The 23,627-nt window shown below is 39.6% G+C and carries 33 protein-coding genes and 1 pseudogene; 12 read left to right on the top strand and 22 right to left on the bottom strand.

Features of this window, described 5'->3' with window-relative positions; genetic code table 11:
• Window positions 1-17 precede the first annotated feature (17 nt).
• The 10 genes from K3F53_RS11105 to K3F53_RS11150 all read right to left on the bottom strand — a co-directional run bounded on the left by K3F53_RS11105 (window position 18) and on the right by K3F53_RS11150 (window position 6,040).
• Window positions 18-155, bottom strand: coding sequence for a hypothetical protein (locus tag K3F53_RS11105; protein ID WP_156424012.1), 138 nt, complete (start codon window positions 153-155; stop codon window positions 18-20).
• Window positions 155-919 (bottom strand): BRO family protein, encoded by a 765-nt coding sequence (locus tag K3F53_RS11110; RefSeq protein ID WP_082705948.1) that lies wholly within the window; start codon window positions 917-919, stop codon window positions 155-157. Before K3F53_RS11110 ends, K3F53_RS11105 begins: the two co-directional genes overlap by 1 nt.
• Complete coding sequence (locus K3F53_RS11115; RefSeq protein ID WP_057898489.1) at window positions 916-1,272, bottom strand: RusA family crossover junction endodeoxyribonuclease; 357 nt, start codon at window positions 1,270-1,272, stop codon at window positions 916-918. The genes K3F53_RS11110 and K3F53_RS11115 overlap by 4 nt, the downstream gene beginning before the upstream one ends.
• A complete protein-coding gene (locus K3F53_RS11120; protein WP_057898488.1) occupies window positions 1,269-1,751 on the bottom strand; it encodes a zinc-finger domain-containing protein in 483 nt (160 codons plus the stop codon). The genes K3F53_RS11115 and K3F53_RS11120 overlap by 4 nt, the downstream gene beginning before the upstream one ends.
• Entirely contained in the window at window positions 1,744-1,923 is a 180-nt protein-coding gene (locus tag K3F53_RS11125; protein WP_057898487.1) for a hypothetical protein, read from the bottom strand. The genes K3F53_RS11120 and K3F53_RS11125 overlap by 8 nt, the downstream gene beginning before the upstream one ends.
• Before the next feature lie 97 nt (window positions 1,924-2,020).
• Complete coding sequence (locus K3F53_RS11130) at window positions 2,021-2,887, bottom strand: ATP-binding protein (protein ID WP_156424010.1); 867 nt, start codon at window positions 2,885-2,887, stop codon at window positions 2,021-2,023.
• Window positions 2,826-3,812: a DNA ligase-like domain-containing protein gene (locus K3F53_RS11135; RefSeq protein ID WP_057898486.1), complete on the bottom strand. Its 987-nt coding sequence runs from the start codon at window positions 3,810-3,812 to the stop codon at window positions 2,826-2,828. The genes K3F53_RS11130 and K3F53_RS11135 overlap by 62 nt, the downstream gene beginning before the upstream one ends.
• A 57-nt stretch (window positions 3,813-3,869) precedes the next feature.
• The gene (locus K3F53_RS11140) at window positions 3,870-4,811 is read right to left on the bottom strand and encodes a hypothetical protein (protein WP_057898485.1); all 942 of its coding nucleotides are present in this window, start codon (window positions 4,809-4,811) and stop codon (window positions 3,870-3,872) included.
• Window positions 4,812-4,962: 151 nt separating this feature from the next.
• A complete protein-coding gene (locus K3F53_RS11145) occupies window positions 4,963-5,718 on the bottom strand; it encodes a RecB family exonuclease (RefSeq protein WP_057898484.1) in 756 nt (251 codons plus the stop codon).
• Between the two features lie 100 nt (window positions 5,719-5,818).
• Window positions 5,819-6,040, bottom strand: a complete 222-nt coding sequence (locus tag K3F53_RS11150; RefSeq protein WP_220558975.1) for a hypothetical protein — start codon at window positions 6,038-6,040, stop codon at window positions 5,819-5,821.
• Window positions 6,041-6,243: 203 nt separating this feature from the next.
• Between K3F53_RS11150 and K3F53_RS11155 the strand changes: the two genes are divergently transcribed.
• Window positions 6,244-6,492 carry a hypothetical protein gene (locus K3F53_RS11155; RefSeq protein ID WP_220558976.1) on the top strand — a complete coding sequence of 83 codons (249 nt, stop codon included), beginning with the start codon at window positions 6,244-6,246 and terminating at the stop codon, window positions 6,490-6,492.
• 229 nt (window positions 6,493-6,721) lie between these two features.
• Entirely contained in the window at window positions 6,722-6,940 is a 219-nt protein-coding gene (locus tag K3F53_RS11160) for a hypothetical protein (protein ID WP_220558977.1), read from the top strand.
• Here K3F53_RS11160 and K3F53_RS11165 read toward each other — a convergent pair.
• From K3F53_RS11165 to K3F53_RS11190, 6 genes are all read right to left on the bottom strand, one after another.
• Window positions 6,937-7,167, bottom strand: coding sequence for a hypothetical protein (locus K3F53_RS11165; RefSeq protein WP_220558978.1), 231 nt, complete (start codon window positions 7,165-7,167; stop codon window positions 6,937-6,939). The genes K3F53_RS11160 and K3F53_RS11165 overlap by 4 nt on opposite strands.
• A gap of 166 nt (window positions 7,168-7,333) precedes the next feature.
• Window positions 7,334-7,603: a hypothetical protein gene (locus K3F53_RS11170; protein WP_057898479.1), complete on the bottom strand. Its 270-nt coding sequence runs from the start codon at window positions 7,601-7,603 to the stop codon at window positions 7,334-7,336.
• Window positions 7,604-7,732: 129 nt separating this feature from the next.
• Entirely contained in the window at window positions 7,733-8,230 is a 498-nt protein-coding gene (locus K3F53_RS11175) for a helix-turn-helix domain-containing protein (protein WP_220558979.1), read from the bottom strand.
• Between the two features lie 49 nt (window positions 8,231-8,279).
• Window positions 8,280-8,546: a hypothetical protein gene (locus K3F53_RS11180; protein ID WP_220558980.1), complete on the bottom strand. Its 267-nt coding sequence runs from the start codon at window positions 8,544-8,546 to the stop codon at window positions 8,280-8,282.
• Between the two features lie 36 nt (window positions 8,547-8,582).
• Window positions 8,583-8,795 (bottom strand): helix-turn-helix domain-containing protein, encoded by a 213-nt coding sequence (locus K3F53_RS11185; protein ID WP_246615630.1) that lies wholly within the window; start codon window positions 8,793-8,795, stop codon window positions 8,583-8,585.
• A gap of 52 nt (window positions 8,796-8,847) precedes the next feature.
• Window positions 8,848-9,099, bottom strand: a complete 252-nt coding sequence (locus K3F53_RS11190; RefSeq protein ID WP_220558981.1) for a helix-turn-helix transcriptional regulator — start codon at window positions 9,097-9,099, stop codon at window positions 8,848-8,850.
• Window positions 9,100-9,258: 159 nt separating this feature from the next.
• Between K3F53_RS11190 and K3F53_RS11195 the strand changes: the two genes are divergently transcribed.
• The 3 genes and pseudogenes from K3F53_RS11195 to istA form a co-directional block, all read left to right on the top strand.
• On the top strand, window positions 9,259-9,696 hold the full coding sequence (locus tag K3F53_RS11195; protein ID WP_220558982.1) for a helix-turn-helix domain-containing protein: 438 nt from the start codon (window positions 9,259-9,261) through the stop codon (window positions 9,694-9,696).
• A gap of 89 nt (window positions 9,697-9,785) precedes the next feature.
• The gene (locus tag K3F53_RS11200) at window positions 9,786-10,343 is read left to right on the top strand and encodes an ImmA/IrrE family metallo-endopeptidase (protein ID WP_220558983.1); all 558 of its coding nucleotides are present in this window, start codon (window positions 9,786-9,788) and stop codon (window positions 10,341-10,343) included.
• A 249-nt stretch (window positions 10,344-10,592) separates the two neighbouring features.
• A pseudogene (gene istA, locus K3F53_RS11205) lies at window positions 10,593-11,303 on the top strand (IS21 family transposase); the annotation flags it as partial.
• Between the two features lie 68 nt (window positions 11,304-11,371).
• On the opposite strand, the gene K3F53_RS11210 reads toward istA, so the two are convergent.
• Window positions 11,372-12,562, bottom strand: a complete 1,191-nt coding sequence (locus K3F53_RS11210; RefSeq protein WP_057899168.1) for an IS701 family transposase — start codon at window positions 12,560-12,562, stop codon at window positions 11,372-11,374.
• 64 nt (window positions 12,563-12,626) lie between these two features.
• Here K3F53_RS11210 and K3F53_RS11215 point away from each other — a divergent pair, with 64 nt between their 5' ends.
• The 3 genes from K3F53_RS11215 (at window position 12,627) to K3F53_RS11225 (ending at window position 14,951) form a co-directional block, all read left to right on the top strand.
• Entirely contained in the window at window positions 12,627-13,175 is a 549-nt protein-coding gene (locus tag K3F53_RS11215; RefSeq protein ID WP_220558984.1) for a hypothetical protein, read from the top strand.
• Window positions 13,172-13,927 (top strand): IS21-like element helper ATPase IstB, encoded by a 756-nt coding sequence (gene istB / locus K3F53_RS11220; RefSeq protein WP_057897355.1) that lies wholly within the window; start codon window positions 13,172-13,174, stop codon window positions 13,925-13,927. The genes K3F53_RS11215 and istB overlap by 4 nt, the downstream gene beginning before the upstream one ends.
• A 205-nt stretch (window positions 13,928-14,132) precedes the next feature.
• The gene (locus K3F53_RS11225) at window positions 14,133-14,951 is read left to right on the top strand and encodes a hypothetical protein (RefSeq protein WP_220558985.1); all 819 of its coding nucleotides are present in this window, start codon (window positions 14,133-14,135) and stop codon (window positions 14,949-14,951) included.
• 107 nt (window positions 14,952-15,058) lie between these two features.
• On the opposite strand, the gene K3F53_RS11230 is transcribed toward K3F53_RS11225, so the two are convergent.
• From K3F53_RS11230 to K3F53_RS11245, 4 genes are read right to left on the bottom strand one after another with little or no spacing between them, the layout of a single operon-like run.
• Window positions 15,059-16,909 carry a DUF3732 domain-containing protein gene (locus K3F53_RS11230; RefSeq protein WP_220558986.1) on the bottom strand — a complete coding sequence of 617 codons (1,851 nt, stop codon included), beginning with the start codon at window positions 16,907-16,909 and terminating at the stop codon, window positions 15,059-15,061.
• Window positions 16,906-17,355: a three component ABC system middle component gene (locus tag K3F53_RS11235; RefSeq protein ID WP_220558987.1), complete on the bottom strand. Its 450-nt coding sequence runs from the start codon at window positions 17,353-17,355 to the stop codon at window positions 16,906-16,908. Before K3F53_RS11235 ends, K3F53_RS11230 begins: the two co-directional genes overlap by 4 nt.
• Window positions 17,352-18,623, bottom strand: coding sequence for a dsDNA nuclease domain-containing protein (locus tag K3F53_RS11240; RefSeq protein WP_220558988.1), 1,272 nt, complete (start codon window positions 18,621-18,623; stop codon window positions 17,352-17,354). Before K3F53_RS11240 ends, K3F53_RS11235 begins: the two co-directional genes overlap by 4 nt.
• Window positions 18,624-18,683: 60 nt before the next feature.
• Entirely contained in the window at window positions 18,684-18,944 is a 261-nt protein-coding gene (locus tag K3F53_RS11245; RefSeq protein ID WP_220558989.1) for a hypothetical protein, read from the bottom strand.
• Between the two features lie 180 nt (window positions 18,945-19,124).
• On the opposite strand from K3F53_RS11245, the gene K3F53_RS11250 reads away from it, so the two are divergent.
• The 3 genes from K3F53_RS11250 to K3F53_RS11260 are packed head-to-tail and all read left to right on the top strand — an operon-like array spanning window position 19,125 to window position 21,734.
• Window positions 19,125-19,775, top strand: a complete 651-nt coding sequence (locus tag K3F53_RS11250) for a hypothetical protein (protein ID WP_220558990.1) — start codon at window positions 19,125-19,127, stop codon at window positions 19,773-19,775.
• A gap of 2 nt (window positions 19,776-19,777) precedes the next feature.
• Window positions 19,778-20,998 (top strand): 7-cyano-7-deazaguanine synthase, encoded by a 1,221-nt coding sequence (locus K3F53_RS11255; protein WP_220558991.1) that lies wholly within the window; start codon window positions 19,778-19,780, stop codon window positions 20,996-20,998.
• Window positions 20,985-21,734 carry a TatD family hydrolase gene (locus K3F53_RS11260; RefSeq protein ID WP_220558992.1) on the top strand — a complete coding sequence of 250 codons (750 nt, stop codon included), beginning with the start codon at window positions 20,985-20,987 and terminating at the stop codon, window positions 21,732-21,734. The genes K3F53_RS11255 and K3F53_RS11260 overlap by 14 nt, the downstream gene beginning before the upstream one ends.
• 310 nt (window positions 21,735-22,044) lie before the next feature.
• Here the strand turns inward: K3F53_RS11260 and K3F53_RS11265 are convergent, their stop codons facing one another.
• Complete coding sequence (locus K3F53_RS11265; RefSeq protein WP_220558993.1) at window positions 22,045-22,863, bottom strand: NERD domain-containing protein; 819 nt, start codon at window positions 22,861-22,863, stop codon at window positions 22,045-22,047.
• 203 nt (window positions 22,864-23,066) lie between these two features.
• Here K3F53_RS11265 and K3F53_RS11270 point away from each other — a divergent pair, with 203 nt between their 5' ends.
• Window positions 23,067-23,573, top strand: a complete 507-nt coding sequence (locus K3F53_RS11270) for a hypothetical protein (protein WP_220558994.1) — start codon at window positions 23,067-23,069, stop codon at window positions 23,571-23,573.
• Window positions 23,574-23,627 lie beyond the last annotated feature (54 nt).

A 23,627-nucleotide genomic window follows, 5' to 3' on the forward strand; every position in this document is an offset into this window, starting at 1 on the left:
CCCGGCGGGCAACCGATTTATGCAATTACTTTCCACCCACGCCGCTGCCACCTATGCAACTCGTTCCAACGAATTAATTCATAGCGATAAACAACGTGAGCAGAGCCAAACCCTTTCTCTTTGCGACGAAGCAAATAGTAGCGTGCTTTCTTCATTACGCCACCAGCCTCGGCCGCCATACTTGGATAAACAGCAATAACTGATTGAACTCTGAGCGCCGCACATCACGGTAACTCGGAACAGCAAAACAATCTTTGATAGCTCGATGAATTTCACTGAATAACTTCCGGCGCTCTTTCTCCAAATCCGGCACAATCTCTTCCGTTCCATCAAAACAAAGCTGTTTAAATGCTATCTGTTCAGCCAGTTCGTACACACGCTTCGCAATTTCCTTCTGCACCTTGCGTTGCTCATGACTATTGAGTGTAATTTGCTCTTCCACTTTCCGATCCACTTCTGCCAGCTTCATTTCAAGCTGCTGTTGTCCTTGCCACAACTCTTCCTGTCCCTCCAACAAGTCTGCTGTAGTCCGCAAAACTGTTATTAACGCCCGTTCTTCCGAAAGAGGGACGACATTGTTAGATTGGACACTATAGCTTCCTGTTTTGCGGATTGAAGGTATGACCTCTTCTGCAAGCCAATCCGTAAATTTTTCTGCTTCCGGTTTTGTGCTTGCGAAAGTAATTTTATAAACACCAGCTTCGTTAATTACCGTCGTTTCTTGCACTCGACCGATGGCGTCGGTAACTCCGACGGCACGTTTCATCGAATTTTTTAATCTGGCTGTAGCGTCACGATGATTCTTAATTTCGAGCACTTCACAAACATCTTTGGCAACGAACCACGGCTCATTATTTACCATCACGACTCGTACTTCCCGATCTTTGAAATTGAAAATAGTTGGCATATTGCTCATCATTTCTTCACCTCGTAAATTTCAATTTCGGAACGTTGCTCCTTCGCTGTATCCACCTTCACCTTTTCGATTGTTAATTTGCGCACCTGCCGATCGTCGATCCAGGCAATGCCATTAAGGGAGTCCAAATATGCCTTCGCTAGATTATCTGCATCCGGCTCTCGAAGGCCATGGAGATAAGCAATTGCTTTTACTTCTACCAGCCCTTCTGCTCTCTTGATTTTCTCTGCTTTCGCAAGCCACCCGATGTAATTTTTGTACTCAAGGTAGCGCTGCGCTTGCTTATTGACAAACTTACTCCGCTGTGTCATGCGTACCGCCGGAACCGGGCGACCGGGTACAACCAACCGAATCATGCTTTCTTCCTCCGTTGCTCATTCCCAGCAAGTAGTCCCTGTTCTCTCCATCGCTTTTTCCGGCTATAAAGTCCCGACGGAGTGATATCGTACTGTATCGCGATTTGCCAATCTCTAAGCCCTTTTTCCCTATCCTGCATATAGCTTTCCGGTGTAAGCTCTTCGCGCGGTTTCGAGACAACTTCCATGAGTTTGATAGGCTTTGGTCGTACTTTTAGCACCGGTTGTACTTCAATCGACCCCGGCCGTATCTGCACTCCTTCGAGTTTCGAAGCCAGCGCATGCAGTTGTTTTCCGACCGGGCACTGCGTATTGCAGTATGCCTGCAAGCTTTGATTCGCTGCGTCCCAAGCGCTGCCGCTCTTCCCTTTCAGTGCTTGTTTCTTGGTCTCGCAGTTGCCGCAATGCTCGTCCAGTGTCCGGCATATCTGCAATCGAAGCGCTCGTTTTTCCTTCCTGGAAAGAGCTGTGTTACTCATCCGGCTCATCCTCCACTTCGATTTCAATCGCTCGTGTCTGTTTGTTAATCCGAATACCCGTGACTGTCTTGTCCAAATTCTCTGTACGGTTCATCTGCGAAAGTAAACTTTGTAGGCAGCACACCATATTCCGCACCTTTGCTTTGTCTGGAATAAGTACAAAGTATTTCATCTGGCTTCTCCTCCTAAAGATTCCAGTTGAATTTGAGTGATGAGAGTGAAAACGCAGTATTCTTGTACTTTATTCTCCTTCCATCCTAATGCTCACTTTACGCACCACTCATTTCCCTGAATCGTTTAACAGCCAGCTCACGCCGATAACTCGTCGCCTTATTTTCTATGATGATGCTTGTTCCAATGATTCGGTCATGAATCCGCTGCGCCTTGATTTTGTCCTCTTCTGTCGGCTCCAACGGCATAAAACGTATCAACAAATCGGCCGGAAAAAAGTTTGTGGTATACAGCGTCGGCTTTTTCTTGCGGTAACGGCCGTCAATAATCCGGAACATCACATCGAGTACCCAGTCTGTGATTTTCTCAGCACCGATATCGTCCAGAACGAGTAAGTCACAATCCCGAAGCGCCGTCATAATCTCGCTTTCCGTCTCTTTTTCTTTCTTGTTGAACGTGTTTCGAATACGCTCCAGTAATTCAGCCATTGTCTGAAAAACAACGGTAAATCCTTTATCTTTGACTTCGTGTGCCACTGCCGCAGCAAGGTGTGTCTTGCCGTTCCCAGGGATTCCCCAGAGCAGCAGCCCTATTTCTTCCTGGTGGTGCTCGAAGTTTTGGGCATAATCTCGTGCCATTTGATATGCCTTTTCAGCGCCAGGACGTGATTGAAACGTATAAAACTTACACTCTTCAAAGCGCTTACCCAGCTCTGAAATGTTAAACTTCCGCTCAATCATCTTTCGCTGAATAAGGGTCTCTGCTTGCTTTTGGTCATAGATGAACTTGTCAATTTCGCACTGGCAACGACTTTGTACAATACGCACTTTGCCGAACAACTCGATTTGTGTCTTTGGCACAAACCTGCCGCAAATCGGACAATAGTGATCCCCTTCTGCGTCTTTAGAAAGAGAGGGAATTAATTTCATCACGGAACGCTGGATCAAGTTCTCTGCTGGCTGCACTGCGTATGCCTCCTTTTGATTCTCTGATTTCGAACCTATTCTTGCTTTGACGGTTCAACATCCGCATTAGTTTTCTATAAGCCTCATCATCCCTTGTGTTTCTAAGAATCCCTAGCGTGTACTGCTCGCGTTTATCGTCGTGTTTTTCAAAGTGATGCCATACAGCGAAGTTAATTTGATTTGCGGAGTATTTTTTCATCTTCGCAAAAACCTGGAGCAAAACGTTTTTGGAAATCTTGCATGTACTTCTCGTTAGCCGCAGCATGTCACAATAACGAATTAAGAGTTTTCGGTTTACACCGGACGGCAAAACGTCGATGTTCTCATCGACAAAGGTTTCGATGTCTTTTTCTGAAACGAGCGACGTATTAGGTTTATTATTACTGCTGTTTATATTGCTGTTCTTATTGTTGTTACTATATATAAGTTGTCCCGTTTCTCCATTTGCTTGTGCCTTCGCTTGTACCGTTTCGCTGTTTGCTTGTTCCACTTCCATTTTGTTAGTGGGTAAATCCCAGGAAACACAAGGTTTTTCACCATCGTTTACTTGTACCATTTTGCCGCTTGCTTGTCCTTTTGCTTGTGCCATTTCCCCGTTTGCTTGTACCGTTTTTCTATATTTTGAGAGATTTTGATAAGCAGAATAGTTTACGATCATCACCCTAACACCGCGCTTCCCTCGAAGAGTTTCCATTGTGATAACTCCACCTTTTTGAAGTCGAGAAAGCGACGTGCTTATCTCTTTTCTTGACCATCCTGTTTGCTCTTCAAGTTGGGAAAGAACGAGAACAGCTTCTCCCGTATTCCAGTCAGCTTGTTCAAGCAAATGGTAGAAAAGGAGTTTGTCTCTTACATTTTTAATCGAGAGTCGGGGCAGAATCACAAACCCCGACGCTTGCATGATGATGTCTTTTTGCTCTTCCATACCCCGACATCTCCTTTGATTATTTAATAGAATAGAGTGTGAAAAATCCCGCGTATATTACCTCGCTGAGCGTTTAGTACGCGGCATTCTGTCTTCGTAGCCTAACGGGTCTTCCCACGCCCCTGAGCTATTTTCTAACCCAGGGGCTTCATCAAAAGGGAGGTCATCGTCCGATATGTCAATCGGTTTATTCATTGGAGTTGGACTGTCTCCTGCGCTTATCATAGCTAACAGTTCATCCGGACTCGTTTCTTGTAAAAGCTTGATTAAGTCACTCGCTTCTTTAGAAGTAAGCTCTGATACACTTTGCTTATTGTTTAGATATTGAATCAGGCGTTTTATTCCCTCTTCATCAAGCCCTTTCCCTTTGGCGATGGCGAAAATGGCCCTTTGCTGTTTTTCTGAGGCTATACCATTACCAGAAGATTGGTTATTGCTCCGTGAACCATGGGAAGATGAAGCTTGTTGCCTTGGCTGCTGATGCTCCTGCATCGGTATATCATCCATATCTTCAAGATCCTGTGTAAACAGTCCCGATGCTCCTGTAGCCTGCAGTGTCGCTCCAACCAACGCTCGCTTAATCGCCATTTTCTGAAGCGTATTCACCAGCATATAAGGGTCCTGATTTCGATATCGCTTTTCTTTGCTATTTGCCGAACCCTCACATTCAGCTAAAACCATTTCTGTACCATTCGGTAAGGTCTTAACGACCGTTACTTTGTAATTAAAATAAAAGAAGCCGTTATCCCAATCCTTTACCTGTTCAACAGCCTGAACACGGTGACCAAGCCCGTAAAACCTTAGTAGATTTTCAGCTCCTGGCTTTAAAAGCGACGGCTTCGGAGTGCCTGGAACAACACCGTAATCCGTTCCGTTTACGAGCACCTGCTTTGTGATTTGTTTCAGTGCCTGATAGGCTTGGAGAGCCTGCTGTGGCGTCACAGCGACTTGTGAAATATACGTCTGTTGTGGGTATTCCATGAGTTGGTTTTCTGGCATAGCCAATTCAATCACCTCTAGTTAATAAATTCCTTCCAGCAACATGAGCATATGACTCCGTATGGCTCCTCTTCTCTTGCGTGATACACCGGAGTGATTTTCTCCCCCGGCTCAATCGGTGCGCCACACATTTGGCAGTTTTCCATACTTATCACTTTCCTTTGCAAAGCTCACGGAAGGAACAATATCCGCAAGCAAACCCTTCTTCATTTGGATAAAAGACACCAGCACTAATCGCCTGCCCAACGCCCTGAATGGTTGCCTTTAAACGTTCCATTCGTCCTTTATCTATCTCCGTCTCTAATCGAGTAATCTTCGGGCCTTTCTTTAAGTTGACCACGTAATCCAGCCCAACTTTCACTTCCTTTTGCCCAGTAAGCTCTCGATAGGCAAGAGCGTAAGCTGCCAGTTGAATCGAAGAATCTACTACGTCAGCTGTAGGTGATTTAGATGCTGTCTTAAAATCTCGAATCGTTCCATCTGTTTCTGCTAAATCAATAAATCCTTGAAATGGAATGCCCTCGACTTCCATCATGAAGCCCGTTTCTACAAGGAAAGGGCTCAGATTTCGCCCATGTTCCTCATAATAAGCCATGGTCATTTTCAAGCCAGAATCCTTCAATTGACCTTTATCCTCGTCTTCCTTCCACTCCACTTCTTCCTTTTCAGTCTCCCAAGCATCCGAAAAAACATCAGCTACCTGCTCAGTTTCAAAAATTTCACCCGTTTCCATCTTGGCACGGTTTGCTTCTTCAATCGCTTTGTGAAAGGCTCGTCCCAGCAAAAAGCTACTGCCAAAAGTAGTCTTCATCCCGTAAACATACTGATATTCATACTGCTTTGGACAACGCTGGTAAGTCCGAATTTGCGATACAGACAGGTATCCACGCGGTAATTTTACTGGCACGTATATCCCTCCAATATTTGATTTTCAAAGAACTTTCGTGGTACATTGATAAAAAGTGATTTTTTAAGTGAGTGACCTGTTGCAGCAGGTCATTTTTTATTTACCCTGCAACCTTCTCAGTTGCAAAATTAGCAATGTACCCTCGAATACAATTATGTTCATCATGGAGATATCCCTCGTCTGTTTCCCAGACTTCTTCACCTTCATAGACCTCCCCACCACAACAAAGGCATTCTCCAACAACACGCGCTTCTTGTGGATCTGCAAAACCTTGTGAGAATCGGTCTAAGCTTGGCATATTCTTTTCACCACCTTTCTTCAAAGTTGCCAGCGCCCCTACCCCTACCCCTACGCTGGCTGTACAACCCCGATGGCTGCGCCTATGTAATTCTTGATGTTTGGCGACCCGTGCCGGAGTCGAACCGGCAATACCCATCGGGTCAAGAAGCCAGGGCACTTGCCCTAAAATTAGTAGGATTTTCCTCCCTTTTGTCTAATCATGTTAGATAGAGAGGAGGTGAAATTATGAAATCTTTAGGCATGAGTTATAAAGATCTTGAAACTACAGGATTTGTCGAGTATCAAACAGCCGTGCTTGATGTAATGGATGAAGAAGAAAAAGAGATTCAATTAGGTTCACCGTTATACAGTACTTTGTTATCCGAAACTCCACATGAAGCACTTATTCGAGCTGTTGCAAAGATGATTGAAGAAAACAACGCCGTGCTTCTAAAGCAGTTAAAAGCTCTTGGCGTCGTTCAGGACACTGAATGAATTTCTCAATACGTTGTTTTCTTATTTCAATTAAGGCTAGTTCGCCATCAATCCAAGCCGCCGGGCCACGGGCGGCTTCTAACTTCTTCACACGCGCTTCCAGTGCAGTGATACGTTCTTCTATGGTCAAGCTTCTCACCCCACTTTCAAGTTAGTTCTAATTCCAAATTGTGCTTTAGAGTTTCCTCCGGATGCTGTCAAGGCTCTAAGGCAGTTCAGCGAAGCCTACATGGATACAGTTGATATACTCAAGAAGACTGGCTCCTTTAAAGAGTGCTGGAGTATCTCTTTAGAAGGAAACTCTACTCTCCTACCAGGTCCTATAAACGAATTTGAACATGTGTCATTCGGTTACGAGAAAGAAAAAGAACAATCCTATTGGCAACATCGCCGCAAGCCTTATGAGGCTAAAATCCAGAATATCGATGATGAAGAACTTCTATTTTAGTTTGTTATCCGGTTCTTGTTTGCCATCACATTCAGAGCTTGTCTTAAATAGCAAGCAACGTTCTGAGCTTGTTCATAAGTAAGACCGTATGCAGAACAAACTTTAATCAATTCACTAACAACCTTGATTTCATCCGGGGTTGCCTCTTTTTGAGTGGTAACCCCCCTTTTTTCCAGCTTCTCGACCCGCGCTTCCAGCTCGGCAAGGCGTTGCTCAATCGCTTCCACATCATTCCCTCCTCTCTATGTATTGCACTTCTCGGAAGTGCTGCCGGAACCGGGGAAAAGACGTGGGTAAGAGAAAAGGTGGAGTTCAACTTCCCGGCCCCGGCAGCAAGCCCGAGAGCTTGCCGCACACACGAACATGTGTTATTCTTTTTTTGATAAGTGCTAACTAAGCTGTTTCTGTGTTGCCGCACAGGACAGCTTTTTTCTTTTCCAGCCTTTCTCGGTTCTGCCGAAGACGCTCCCTATACGCTTGACTCTGTTCTTCATCCATAAGCGACATGTCATAGGCAGCCGTTCTTTCCAATACTTCCTGTAAACGCAGGTTAATCTCCAACGCGGTTACCGCACGACCTGTCGCTTTTTGCTGCTCGGATATTTGTTCCAAAACCAATGTGCGTTCCGGCATCGTTAATTCCAGCCAATCTTTCGGTTTCATTCCCTTTCACTCGCTTTCGATAAAATGTTTCCATGTCTGCCAGTGTCAAAACACTTCTTCCCTTCGACTGATCGCCATCGCATACAATGTCAATCATGCTTGGACGTTCATCATGCTCGATAGCCATGCTTATCGCTCCCCTTGCTTGACCTGGTACTCATGCTTTTTAATCAGCGCCTCTCGATCCAAGCCAAACTCTTCTTCCAGCACGCCCATCATAATGACTCCCTTGTCTACTACATCCTTAAGCTCAAACCACACCTTCTCGGCTGCTTCCTTTCGCTTTTTCTGGCAGATATGCCTGACAAGGATGATTTCCCCTAGCGCCTGCATCCCTTCTTTCAGCTCCTTCAGCAAAAGCTCTTTCAACGCGGATGGGTGCAGGTCAAAGTTTGGAACAAGCTTTAACAGATTGGAGATAAATCCACCTGTTCGCTCATCAGCTAGCCATAACGTGAAGCGCCAGTTGATCGAAGCAAGTTTTGCATCACTGCTTTCCGGCCACTTCCTTGCCCCACTTTCCACTTTGCTCATCATGGAGCGTTCAAAGTTCAACTGGGCGGCCAGCTCACCCTGGGTGATGTTCTTTTCCTTCCGGTACTGGCGTATGAAGTCACCAATTGTCATCTCGTTTCCTCCTTTCGTCACGTTCCCTTCATTTTGTTTTGTCACTGACTCATGATACGCTTTCCTCAGGCCAGTACCGGACATGGAACCGACGTCCTCGAATCTCTACACATTCGGGCAGCTCGTAATTCACCGCTTGTCCGAAGGTAGCCCGGATGACGGAAAGGACACAATGGCCGTATACGGGTTTGCCGTTATCATAAGCAATCGGCTGGGCTTTAATTTGACGAAGGAGCGCTTTCGCTAATGCTGCATGAGGCCGACCTCTTTTTGTCAGCAAGCCGAGGGCTTCGGCAACTTCAGATGGCGTGTACATATGATTCACCCCCTTTCCAGCAAGGAAGGAATATGATTATGCAGTTGTGTTGTTCTGGCTCTTCCTGGTGAGCCATTGAAAGAACTCGTCACGCTGAACTCGACGAATGCGACCTTCAAAGGTTAGCAAAGGAAAGTCTGTGCGTTTCATAAGTTCGTATGCTGTTGGTTTGGATACACGCAAGATTTCTGCGATGTCTTTGGCTGTTAGAATCATTGGGTAATCTTGAATGGTTTTGGGTTGCGTCACAACCCTTACCTCCTTCCGATTAATTTTGCTAATTAAAATCTGCTAAATATTTTTAAGCTGTTTTATTCCCCAACTTTTTGTTGGGTTGTTTCTTAAAAAAAATTTCTTCTAATGGTACATTGAAGAGTTTAGCTATTCCCAAAGCTATATCCAATTTTGGGGTTCTTACGCCTTGCTCAATCATTCCATAATAACTCTCCGTAATTTCAATTCCATACGAATGTTTCAAAAGATAAACAACATCCTTTTGAAACATATTCCTTTCCTTACGCAAGGCGATTAACTTTAGTCGCTTATTATTCATTTTGCACCTCCCAACTTTTTGTTGTCTTTATATTAAACCAACAAAAAGTTGTATGTCAACACAAAATAACAATTTTTTGTTGTTTTTCGTTAAAAACAAGACTTCACCCAACTAATAGTTGTATAATAAATTTGAAGCATAGCTAGAAAGGATGTTTTTATGGCTGAGCTAAAACAAAAATTGCGTGAACTTAGGAAAAAACATAAATTAACTCAAAAAGAAGTGGCTGATTTCCTAGGGATTACGGAAAGTGCTTATGGATACTATGAACAAGGAAGAAACGAGCCCTCTCTAGATACTATTCGAAAATTAGCAAATAAATATGGCGTGTCGATTGCTTACTTAATAGGAGAATCGACAGACAGCTCAGCACATGAATCTTTACATTCAATTCAAGTATCTGGCCAAAACATTAAATTATCATCAGCGGAGTTCCAAGTTCTCCAAGAAATGAGGAAACATCCTAAGTTTGCAGCTATGTTTCATGACTTAGCCACTGCTCCGGAAAAGAAAGTCAAAACTTTAATCAAGATGTGGGAAGTTATCAAAGCAGACTTGGATGAAGAAGATGATTCAGAAGACATCATTGAAGATTAACATACATAGACTAACGACCTAGATTAACACCAAGAAACCCCTTCAGAAATTGTAGGGGTACTTTTTTGCATTCAGAGGTTGGAATTGTAATGCAACAGAGGGAATTATTACATAAAACACCTTTGGAGTACTGGGAAGAAAGGGCTAATCATGTTCTTTCTCACTTTAATTATCAGGAACCAGACGAAATCGACATCTATGAGATTTGCTATCGATACGGTATTAAGGTTAAGCATCACAATAAGGATACAACCTTCTCTGTTCCTAAAGAGGGGCGCAGAGGGATTATATATCTTCAATCAAATCTCCCCGCTGATGAAGAAAGAGTCGTACTAGCTGAAGAGTTTTGTCATTTGTATGCACATGCTATAGACCAGTTGAGTGCTAGTGAGTATTTCGTCGGGAAGCAAGAGAACCAGGCAAAACGAATGGCAGCATATCTGCTCATGCCTAGCTGGTTTATGGAAAATGTGTATAAGATGGCTGAGTTTAATGAAATCGGGGTTTTGATTGAAGAGATAGCTGATTATTTTGTTGTTCCTGAAGAGTTTGCTCACTATCGATTGCAGTTAGATGCTAGTCGAGAAATGGGACAAACTTTGCGGAGATGGAGAGGTGAATACGGGAGTATTGAGTGGATGGAATAAAAATATTGAGTTACTATGTCATGGCTAAAACCTATAGAAGTGGAGACATTGAAGCAGTTTTATTTCTGATGTGAAATTCTAAGGAGGGTTTTCTAGTGTTAAAAGTTTTTGTCCCAATAGATAATTTTAATATTGAAAGACAGTTTGAATTAGGGGTGTTAAAGCCGATGATAAAATCCCCAATATAGCCGGAATAAAATTCCCCAACCTACAATAAGAACCATAGACATCTGAGAGGAGCTATGGTTCATGATTACGAGAGGGGAATTTTTTATGATCAAGGAGTTATACCGGAAAGGAATGTCTATCTCTGACATTGCCCGGCAGTTGGGGATTGATCGAAAAACAGTTCGTAAGTATCTTGGGGAAAACTCCCCGCCTTTGAAAAAGAAACGAACGAGCCGAGGAAGTAAACTAGACCGCTATAAAGACTACTTGCATAAACGCATGATAGAAGATGGTGTGTTTAACAGCGAGAAACTGTATGGAGAAATCCAGAGCCTTGGTTATACAGGGGGAAGAACGATCCTGAAAGACTACATCAAGCCCTTTCGGGATACGCATAGAGCGAAGTATACCGTACGGTATGAAACGTTGCCTGGAGAACAGATGCAGGTAGACTGGAAAGAAATTGGCACCGTGATCCTACATGGCGAACCAGTCAAGCTGACAATGTTCGTTGCCGTATTAGGATACTCCAGAATGAAGTATGCAGAAGTGACAACGTCTCAAGACCAGGAGCACTTGATGCAGTGTCTCATTCATAGTTTCAAGTATTTTGGCGGTGTTCCGCAACATATCTTGTTTGACAACATGAAGACTGTGACAGATGGACGGGAACAAGGTGTGGTGAAGTGGAATGAACGATTTGCGGAGTTTGCCTCTTACTACTCCTTCACTCCGAAGGCTTGTAAGCCCTACAGGGCTCAAACAAAGGGCAAAGTAGAGCGAGCCATTCAGTAAATTATAACTAGACTTGCCCAAAATTTGATACAAAATTTACCATGTAGAAAGAACCGAAGGTTCTCCTAGGCAGCTTGTAACTGATTTTTTATCAAATCCAGCTGCGTTCCTGCCTTTGCTTCATAGTAAACAAATTCGATCCAACTCTCTGTCTTTTTGTTTTGCCAACTTCGTAGTCCTGTTAAGATATCACCGTGTCCTGTTACACTGCAGAACATGGCTGTAAAAGAAAGCAATGTCCAAAACCGCTTAATTGCAACGGTACTACGTATTTGATAACCGTTAAAGGAAAAGTTGCTTTTCATGGTACGAAAATAAGTCTCAATCGCCCAACGTTTACTGTAGTACGTTAGAATTTGCTCATTAGATAAGGAAACGTCTGTACTTAAGAATGCCCGCATAGTTTGGAGAGTCATTGGCTGGGTCGCATCCCAACACAGTAGTACCACAGCATTTTCAATGAAATTTAGCTTGCCTTCATAACGATAGACGTGATAAGAAGCGTGACCGACGGTCACAAGGTCGGTATCTTCTTTATGGATGTGCGAGGCAAATTCCTTTATTGACTGCCGAATACCATATGGATAAATAATACGATTGGTTTTTATACCGCTAATGACGTGAAATCCAGATAAAGCGCAGGTTTCGAGTACAGATTGAGCAGGATACCATGTATCCATAAGAACATAAGTAGAAAAAGAACTTTTTGGCACCATAGAAAGCAGTTCACATGCAATATCAATTTTGCTGTTTTGCTCTGATTCGTATCGGCTAAACGCATAAGGGAATGCTTTTTCACCACATCGAATGAATTCCTGAACTACTGCATGCCCCCATACTGACTTACCTTCGGTATGGGAATAGTGAAAATCTGTTCCTTGCATAGGGGACAATGCCTGTGACGAGGGCTTTGTCTTTCTACAGACCGTATCATCGATAATAACGAAAATCGGCTCTTGTGTATGTTTCGCTTCCCTCTTGATGCTCTCCCATGATTGTTGCTGAATTATACGCATCAAATGCTGCTCATTCCACTTCCCATGAGTAAGAAAATGGCTCAGTGTCCGTCGGTCTTGTGAATGGCAGCTTTCACGATGGATATCGGTTAACGTTCCAGAAAAACCTCTGGTCATCACACCATCGAGAAAATGAACCATATGGTTCATTACCGGCTTAGAAAAATAAAGTGGGAAACGCCAGGTACGTAAAATATTGTTGATTTCCTGTTGATGTGCTACCCTATACGTAAGAGGCATATAGTCTTCTCCTTTGCGTAAAAGTGGTTGGTGGTACTTCTATTTTTACACAGGGTGAAGAGATATGTCTCTTTTCTATTCAATTGTAAATTTGTGTAAGTGTTTTTGGGCAACTACAGTTATAAATTCATTCTATGTAGGGACATCTTACGATTCGGTAGAGGATCTGAACCAACAGCTTCTTCGATGGCTGGATCGCGTTGGAAACCGCAAGAAAAACGATACGACAGGGGTTTCTCCGCAAGAGCGTTGGGCAGAAGAAAAGCTTCAGCCGATTCTCCAGAAAGCGGACTATGACACAAGTTATCGTTCCTATCGCAAGACGCATTTCGACGGGACGTTCTCCTATCGTGGCGTGAAATGGATTGTGGATCCAGAGTACTCACAAAAAGAGATACTGGTCAAAGAGTCCCTAGATGGACAAGTGACAGCCTACTATCAAGGAGTGCGCATCTCGTGCAAACAGCTTCACGAGAACGTGATTTTCCTTCCGCAAAAGCAAAATGAGAAACAGGACATTGGAGTTGGCCGCTCTCAACCCGCTTCTCATTTTGAGGTACATACTCGTTCGCTTTCTGAATATGACGAGCTCACCGGAGGTGAGATGTCATGATGGAGAAAATCGAAGAGTACTGTCAAAGATTAAATTTACCGACCATATGCGATATGTGGTCGGAAGCAGCAGAACAAGCTGCCAAGAATAATGTACCATACTCTGCGTTTTTATTCAGCCTTCTAGAAGCAGAAATTGCGCAGAAGCATCAACGTACAACGGAAACGTTACTCAAGTTGGCGAAACTACCGTTTCGCAAAACGTTGGACGAGTTTGACTTCTCTGTGCAGACTTCTGTAGATGAACGGCGTATTCGAGAATTGATGACCCTTTCATTCTTGAAACACAAAGAGAACCTCATCTTTCTTGGTCCTCCCGGCATTGGGAAAACACATCTTGCCGTTTCCATCGCTCTTGAGGCAATTGGACAAGGGCATAAGGTATATTTCATTACAGCACAGGAGCTAATCTCCCAGTTACGAAAAGCGGACCAAGAAGGAAAGTTGGAGAAAAAGCTTCGCACATTCGTAAAGCCAAGTTTACTCATTGTGGATGAGATGGGTTATATGCATCTAGAGCACGGAAGTGCCCACTATCTTTTTCAAGTCATCTCTCGCCGCTATGAACGTGGTTCTATCATCATGACCTCCAACAAGTCATTTGGTGAATGGGGAGAAGTATTGGGAGATCCAGTTATTGCGACAGCGATGTTGGATCGACTTCTGCATCATTCTCGTATCTTTAACATGAAAGGTGAAAGCTACAGATTACGGGAAAAGAAGGCTGCATCACGAAAACAGAAGGGTTCGTGAGGAGCCCTTCTGGGGAATTTTAAAACGGCGATTTTGGGGAAGTTATAGCCGGCCTTGACAAGGGGGAGTTTGCTTCTTCCCAGCTCAATTTTTACATGTTGGAGAATATCAAATAGATACAATAAAAAAAGGGGAAGTCGAAGCTTTTAATGACGGAGCAATCGCCTTAACGTTCGAGGGAGAAAGTCTAAGAGATTTAAAAAGTTTGTTGACCAGGGTTACCCCTAATGAACTATTTAATATGTCTGTTGCTTCTATAGACATCGAATGGCCAGAAGAAGGCTATTTTAATAATTCAAAAGAGGAAGATGAACAATTACTTCTTTTAGCATGTAACAAAGTTGATAGGGTTTTAGACATTATCAGAGTAATGTATTGTAGAATGGATAACCCTTTGATGAATCCAGGTCTACCTGGACTAACACCCAGTGGCTACAGTGCTGTTGCTATAGTTAGACCTGATGATTCTAAAAGATATAGAATCATTGGAACACGTTTGTATGGGTTAACCTTAGTTAATGGATTGGGCCTAGAATTGGATAACTATGAAATAGATTCTATCTTTAAGAATTCTTCACTTTTAGATATCGCTCTAAATTGCTCTAATAAATACGTTCCATTATTATGTAAAAGTATATTAAAAAGATTAAGTGAAGCGATGTACATACCATTAATTGATTCTAAATTTACTTATTTAATGACTACACTAGAAATAATCGCTTCTCCTAAATACATAAATTTCAAGAAAGTGAAGTCAAAAATTACTCCTCTGATAGCTAATAATAAACAAAGTTATCATCAATTATCCGAGGAGTTACGAGTGCTTTCTGAAGAAATTCGAACAGAAATTGTACATAACGGAAAAAGCTTAGTTGAAATTCAAAAAGATAATTATAAGAAAATATTACTAAACCTACAATCGATTATTGTTAAATGCGCTATTGCTATGTCCCAATCAGGTTGCGAGTCAATTGAAAATATAGCAGAATACAGAGAAAAAAGAAAAAAAGAGCTAGGCATTTAATATCGCCTCAGGGGGGTGAAATAACTTGGTTTTCCCCCTGAGTGTTTCAATGAAAAGATACCCCTAAATTAATCGATAATTACTTTTTCTTTGCCCCCTCAAAATCTTTAATTTAGCCTATCTTGTTTCCTAATTAGTTTATTTCCATGTCTAAACTCTTCCACAAGGTGCACATTGAGCATATTATTTTCCTGCCAGATCTCTTTGGGTATGTGCTCAAGTACAATAAATTGAAATTCAGACCCAAGTTCGGTATTCATTCGTGTTATAAAATCATTTAATAGTTTAAATACAACTGTAATTTTTTCTCTATCTGTAGCCCTTTCTTCATCATTATCATAATAAGGCCTGCTTGGCTGATCAAGAAATAAGAAAGGTGGAATAAAGGGAACCTCTTGTCTGATAATTAACTCGTGTAATCCTAGAAAAAAACATAAATGTAAAAATAGTTGATTAGAGCTACTACCAATTACTTTTGTTATCTTGGCAGAGCCTTCTTTTCTTAGCCTTAAAACTTTCTCTTTATAAATAAAGGCTGCTTTATAGTTCTTATAATTCTCTAAAGCATCTCCTAATTGATTTAAGTATACTTGAATTAATTCCTCTAATAACCTAATAACAGCGTTACGTTTTTCTTCTTTGTCTCCTAGTTGTTCTAATAAGTTGTTAAGTTCCTCCTCTTTTTCGAAAATTTCTGTGACAAAATCTTCTTCTTCCCATTTTTTTTCGTAAATTTCTAATCTCGTTTTTATTTCGCCAAATAATATATATTTTTCAACTTCATTGGCAAACTCTTTACTGGTTGTAGGATACTTATCAATTTCTTTTTCTATCTTGGAAAGCTCCTTGTTCAACTCTCGAATTTTCTTCTTAATATCAGTTTGAACAGGAGACTTCTTATTAATAGCATCTTTTATTAGTAAAAATTCATTTCTGAGATTATAAATAAATTCTTTTAACTCCTTAGTTTCGATTATTTCCGAAAAGTTATCTTCGATATAATTGATTGGTTTTAGGCTATCGTAACTATTACTCAAAATCTTTTTATACTGCTCATATTCATATTCAAATTTTTTCAGGGTTTTAATCTTCCGAATCAGTTCAAGTCGAGTTTTTTCTAACTTTTCAAGTTGGTTTAACTTCGCAGATACAAAATTATAATTATCGAAAATTACTAGCATCTTCAACTTTTTTATATTCTCAGTTATATCAGTTGAAGAATCATCAATTAGCCCATATTCCTGTGATCTCTTAATTATCTGACTCATCTCTTTTTCAAACAACTCATTTTCTTTTTCATAAGCTGCTTTTTTCCTTTTTAATCTTCTAATCTCTTTTTCAATCTCTATTACTTTTTCGTTTATCAGTGTTTCTTTTACATCACTGATACCTATAGCCAAATCAAATATACGGTTCAACGCCTCTTTATATCTTGAGTTTGTTTGCTTATCAAAAAGTGTATCAGTATGCGTTATGGTGTTCTCGTCTTGTGTATTAAAAAGTAGGAAATAGCGAAAAGATATTTTACTCCCTTTTTCTATATATTTTCCCCCATAAGGGATTTTAACGTTTTCATCGATTGAAAATTCAGGTTCTATTATTTCTCTGATATCATCTTCTTTATTATTAGGAATAGGTACAGTTGGTATATCACCTGTTCCAGAGAAATAGTAATCTTTCGAAGGAGTTCCATGTGATGTAAGACTTGCTCTAGCTATTGTGTATAATTTATTATTTATAGAAAACTGTATTCCATACCAGCTAATATTTTCATTAATAACTTCTTCTGGAATCTTAGGCTTACTAGAAAAGAGACAATAATCGATTATAGACCAAATAACTGTCTTGCCGGTGTTGCTAGCACCCGTAATAACATTTACTTTATTAGGCTTAAATTCTAATGTTCTTATGTTTCCGTTTTTCGTCCATAATATTAGTTTATTTATATAAAATTTCATATTTGCACCCTCAAATGTAAATATAAATCACTAACATCCTGTTTCAATAGATTAGAAATGTTATTCGTCGCCTTCAAAATATCACTAGTTCTCTTTCCTAATGATTCATCTTCAAAATTAAATTCAATTTTTTCATTATAATAAATACTTCCATTACCAAGCTTAACGATTCCCATCTCATTTAATAGCATAATAGAATTAATAGAAACTGGTATTAATTCTATAAATCTCTCATTAAAATTTGCAAGATGATTACCTCTTCGGGCTACAAGTTGTTCTATACTTTTTATAGTAGTCTGTTCCCTTTTTAAGAAGTTAATTAATTCTTTATGTAAGGCTATGGGAAGAATTAACAATGCCTTTGCATAACTGACTTGTCTTACTTTCTTGAGAACCGCAGCAATAGAAATAACCCCAATAGCTTCATTATTATATACCATTCTCATTTTCCATACCTCTTCTCCCACTCTAACAACCAGCCTATTAATAATCTGTCTGACAATGAATAGAATTGTCCATTACTTTTTTCAATTCCTAAGTCAGTTTCATCCACTTGTAATTCAATACTCCGAATCTTATCTAGACATTTCAATGCATTTTGTTTTATCATTTCTTCTTTCTCTTGAGATGTATATTTATCACTTTTCAAAATCCTTTTACTTTCCCTATGTGCCTCTCTAAAGGCATTTTTCCAATAAGCCATGCAATTTCTTTCGAATTCCTCTTTCTCATCCTCTGTTATTAACCCGTCTTGCAGCCAACTTTCTAAAAGTGTAACAACTTGCATTTTGTAGGTTGTAAATTCGACTATTTGTATATAGTCATCCTCTTCAATATCTTCAATATCAAGCAACTGTCGGACAAAAATTTGCTCATTTAAGCTATCCGGCAAAACTATTTCTACTGTCCTTATTGGCAATTTGTTGCTTCTTCCTTTTTGAAAACATTTATGGAATCTTTTCCTAACTTCTTCAAAAGTTATTTGTAATTTTTCTCCCTTTTTTACATTTTCAAACTTCCAAATATTCATAGAGCTATTTATCCAATGGAGCACATCTTCAACTTTATCGTCATCAACATATTTTTCTCTGATTTTATCTTTAATTTTCTCAACCAAATCATCTTGTTCTAAATCAAATTTGATATTTTTAAAAAATAATGCTAACCAATCATCAGATTGCGAAAGCAATTTTTGCACATAAATTTTAGTTATATTTTTCTTTTCATCAGATTCTTTTGTCTCTCTTTCCAAATCGATCAAGTATTTTTTGATATCATCAAGACTTATTTCATTAGCTTGATACTTTTTGATGTTATTTACAAAATCATTACTTTTACTTTCAGCTTTATTAGATACTAATATAAATTCAGTGTTCCTTAGAAACTCTAGGCGACTTTTAGAATCTTTTCGTCCGGAATTTTCATCATTAATAACATTAATCCAGTTATAAATTGTTTTCCATAAATCTTTGTCTCGTTCAGTTAAATTTATAATGCTATTATCTGCTTTCTTTTGTACCGAATGTTTAATTTGCATCAATACATATTTTCCACTATCTAGTTCAATATGTACATCATCTTTAACTTCGTATCCAATAGACTGTCCTCTCTTAAGCTCCAATAAGGTATATAGGAAGTAGTAATACTGATAATCAAATCCTACAGAAGTTTTATCAGCAGAAGTTATTTCTTCATGACTTCTTGGATTACCCATTTTTCATACCTCTTACTTTACTAAAGTTAAATTATTTTTACCTATGATCTATCCCGTTTGTTATAGATATACCGGGCTCCTCTTCATATTCATAGTTAGCACGACACTTACTAACACGAATAATGAAAATATTGTAATAACTCTCCCTATTGTTATAATAAACACTGTATAGACAATATCTTTTGTTTTTGATGATTTGGACACAGTCAGTTTAGTTTCTGTTTGTGGCATAGTATCTGCACTGGCTAACGGGGCAAAAGAAGCACACACAAGTGCTGCCGACATTGTTATGACCCCTGCTTTTTTGACTATTTGTTTCATGACTCCCTCCTAATATTTATTTAATGAGTTTATATTTATATATCATTAATTTACTTTATTTGTATCTATTTTCCTAGTTTTTCTTTATAAATTTTAGGAATTTAGTATAATTTAGAATAAGGGAAGTATATAGAGGTAAACTCTGTAAATAGATTATGAAAATAGACGGAGGAGAAATAGATGGGAACATCGAGAAGGAAAACAAGTGACAAAGTAAAAAAACTGCTTGAAAAACAAAAAGAACAAGATATTAAAAAAGCATTACCTAAAGTTACTTCCGTAGTATTAACCCCTAAACTATTAGGCCACATTTTTAACGAAAAAGAATTTAAAACAATAGTATCTGTTGGTATAGCGGGACTTTCCGCTTTAAAATCAGGTTCATTTTCAGCAGATTATAATTTTGGTGAAGACCTAGTATCTTGTGACCTTCTAAAGGAAAATCCTCTGACATTGAATCAGGTGATTGATAAAATCTTAGAAGCTGCTGAGGAACTGGACCCTAACCTTTCCGAGTTATTAGTAACAGCTTTTAAACTAACTATGGCTAAGATGATTAAGGAAGAGCAAGATGTACATTCCTTTGCTCTCGAACTTTGTATATTTTTGATTTATCTGTTGTTACAACAGGAACTTATAGAAGCATTTAGTGATGTCTTTCAAGAATTCGGACACAAAGAAATCAACCAATTAATTAAAGATTTAGCCCGTAAAATCGCAAATTCCATTCAAACGGATATAAATGATTTTGTTCAAGGAAAGATGGAGCTGGAAGCACTATTGCAACTAATTTCTGATAAGGCTTCCGATACCACTCTTGGGGAGTTTTAAAAATGAAAAAAAGCTTCATGGCAGAACTAAACAGTCCTCCACACTCTTTTTTCGGCAAAGAGCACATCAACTTTGATTACTCACAACCAGAGAGCTATATAATTCTTGATCTAATCGATGTTTTTGGAAGCATCTACTACAAAGATATCACTGTAGAAAAAGATAAGAGTTTATCAGTTCCAAGGAATATTGAGCTACATATCCCGGTAACTAATAAGAAATTATGGGAAAAGACAGTTAGCACTTTGCAAGAAATCGTCAAATTCGTTAGTAAAGACAATCTAAAGATTGAGTTTTATGAAGAAGAAAAAGAATACCTTCCTGAAGGATTCCGCTTTCCATATGAAGGGTATAAAGTGGTCACACTATTGTCTGGAGGGTTAGATTCTTTCAGCGGTGCCTATATGAATATTCATAGCAATCTCAATAGCATTTACTCTGGATATGTCAATAGCAATCAAGAGCAGAAACCACAGAAAACAATAAGCGATTTTGTGAGAAAACAAGATCGCACAAGTTCTATATGTTTATTTCCCAAACTAGATGTTGAAAAGCGGGAACCTACCCAAAGCACAAGGTCTTTATTGTTTTTAACCCTGGCTTGCAGTATAGCCTGTACCAACCAAATTAAAACTGTGTACATATACGAAAATGGGGTTCTATCCTTGAATCCTACATTAAACGGAAGATTTACTACTAGAACAACACATCCTAAAACATTATTTCTGTACAACCAAATATTAAAAATGTTAAATTTAGACTTGAAGATTGAAAATCCTTTTGTTTTTGAAACTAAAGGAGAGATCATCAACAGATTAAGCGATGAATTCAAACAACAGATACGATACACTCATACATGCAGTACCAGTCGTCAAAATCAATATGTCGGTAAACATCAATGCGGTTGGTGTGTACCTTGTTTGTTAAGGAAAATTTCAATATGCGCTTACGATTTAGAACACTATGATACTGAATACCATGTGCCCTATGGTGCAAAGCTAAAAGATATTAAAGAAGAATACAGGCAAAATGAATTTAAATCATCAGTCGAATACTTCCGAGAAGTAAAAGCATTAATTGATAGTGGGGAAATCTTTCTACACATTGATGGATTCGAAAAAGAGTATTACGAATGTACCGATTACCAGGAAAAAACGTATGATATGTTGAAAAGGTTTAGCCTAGAATTCGAAAGGTTTTGGAATAAAAATGAAATTTATTGACTTTCATGTGCATATTGATCACTATGCTGATCCAGTGAAAGTTGCAAATGAGTATGAAAAACTTAATATTTACGCTCTTTTTGTGACTAATCTACCTGAATTATTTGAGAAACATCTGTCTACTTTTAACCACTATAAACATGTCCGACTTGCACTTGGGTACCACCCGGTTCTGGCTGGGGAGTACCCTTTTAACAGGCAATTGTTTGATAAGTTGGTTGTAAATACGAAGTATATCGGGGAAGTTGGTATTGATTTAACTAAAGCGAATAAAGAGTATAGAATGCAACAGATGGAAATCTTTGATTATGTAACACAACCAACATATAACAAAGGCCGTATTTATTCTGTGCATTCGAATAGTGCAGAGGATGAGGTTTTGGAAATTCTTAAGAAGAACAATGTAAAACATGCCGTTTTTCATTGGTATAACGGAAAAATTTCTACCTTGAAGCAAATCATCGATTCAGGGTATTTTTTTTCAATTAACTATCGCATGCTTACATCTCAGAAAGGACAAAAGCTCATCAGTCTAATGCCGCCTGATCGAATATTATTTGAAACCGATGGTCCATTTATTAGATATGAACGAAAAATTATTCAGCCTCAGCTGATAAGCAAGATATACGAGGAATTTAATGGCTCAACTCATAATTTTACCGAACTTGTCTTCAAAAATTTCAAACGATTGCTTCTGGAAAGAGATTTAATTGAAAAGTTAGCCACTCTCAAATAAAATAACCCTCACTTCAATTTCTTTAGAGCTATGAAGTAAGGGTTATTTTACTTTAACGTGTCAATTTTGAAGCAATATAATTTTGTTTCATTGATGGGGATTGTTCTTACTTTCAACTAACCGTTATGAGATTTTCAACTTTTCCATTAGAGCTAAACTGAAACGCTTCCTGAAGAACAGCTTGCATAAGCAGCTCACTTAATAGAAAGAGCGGCCAATTTGCCCGCTTGTCTTGTTTATTGTAACCGTCAAATGAAATCGAACATTTTTTGCTAAATAGGACTGTCTCTACCAATTTATGAAAAAACTATCATGACTGAATAACCTCTCTATCACGTTTTACGCTCACTTTGAACTTACATCGTGGATACCCTGAGCACCCCAAAAACACTCCGTATTGCCCGGTGCGCTCTACTAACGGACTGCTGCAGCTAGGACATATCCCGTTCTCCACTTGCTCTGCGCGCTTTTGAATGTCGGTGACATGCCGCTTCCGCGTTTTCTCGCTCGTAATATTCACTTCCCATAGCACATCTGCCATCTTGTGTACCTGTTCAACCGACAGCTTATGCTCGGTATGCTTCTGGATCGCGGCCAAAAGTTCATTCTCCTGCACCACCACCGCTTTTGTTGCTTCCACTTCTACATCTTTCGTTCCAACAAATACAACGATAGAGACAAACGGCAGCGTACCAACTATATCATTCAGTACGGTCTGCAACATCCTAATATGCCCCTCGTTTTGCTTAATTGGATTGTAAAACTCATGTCGCTGCCCATTCTTTAGAAACTGAACCCAGTTCTTTGCATCCTCATAACCTTTGACATAGCTACTATAGGCTTTCGTTTCGAGGACGAAGATGCCGTATGGTGACAAAACGATATGATCAATTTGTGCGGTGCGGCCGCTGCTGCCCTGGATCATGACGTCATGCAGGCTTATGTACTCGTTTCCCAACCGGGATAGAATGCTTTGTACAATCGCTTCCCCCATCTGGCCTTTGCGTTCAGCTTTTTCGTTCGAGTGGGCCGGTACTCTGTGTAACTTCCTCTTTTTCTTTCCGGCAGACTTGATTTGCGCCAGGATAAATAATAGTAAAATGATACTACCTAGTAAAATATATTCCATTAAAATCCTCCCCACTGCCAACGTTATTAATTGGCTCTCGTATTTTTCTAGCAATATATATCAATAATTTACAATAACCACATCTATTTTCCTATATTTTCATTTATAATATTTGGGAATTTAGTATAATTTAAAGAAAGACAACGGAATTTAAGTGTAATTTTTTATCATACGTCGTCATCTTTTTAAGGGGAATAGGGAACATGAAGCAAACTACACTCATGATTGATGCTGACCAATTGCGTGAGGTTGTTGTTCGTCTGGCCAATGATGTGGTGCGCGAACTGTCCCGGAACCGGAAAGAAAAGATGGTGGATAAACTTGAGTTTCATGCAGCACTGCAAAAGAAACTTCTAGAACTGGCGCCGGATTTCTGCTGCTATGGGGAAAAGGAGCACCCAATTCCTAATATGCAATCCAACGGTCGAAGTGGCCGAATTGATGTTGCCTGGTGGACACTAGCCGATCGAGAATTGTTGGCCGTGTTTGAAATTGATTCAACCGTTCGCACAAAGTCTCTTCGTAAAATTCTACATGCCAACTCCCCTCATCGCTTCTGGGTGTATTATGGAAATGGTGAAATTAAAGATTTGATTGAAACATTAGATACCGAGCACAAAATTACAATCATCGATTTCTCCATAGCATTTGAAAAGCGAAAGAAGAAACTAGAACAAAAAGAAATGGAACAACTGGTATTGGATATATAAAAAATACCTGAAAGAAACACTAAGTTCCTTCAGGCAGTTTATTAATTTCTTCTC

It is taken from the genome of Aneurinibacillus thermoaerophilus (assembly GCF_019603355.1).
Lineage (GTDB): Bacteria > Bacillota > Bacilli > Aneurinibacillales > Aneurinibacillaceae > Aneurinibacillus > Aneurinibacillus thermoaerophilus.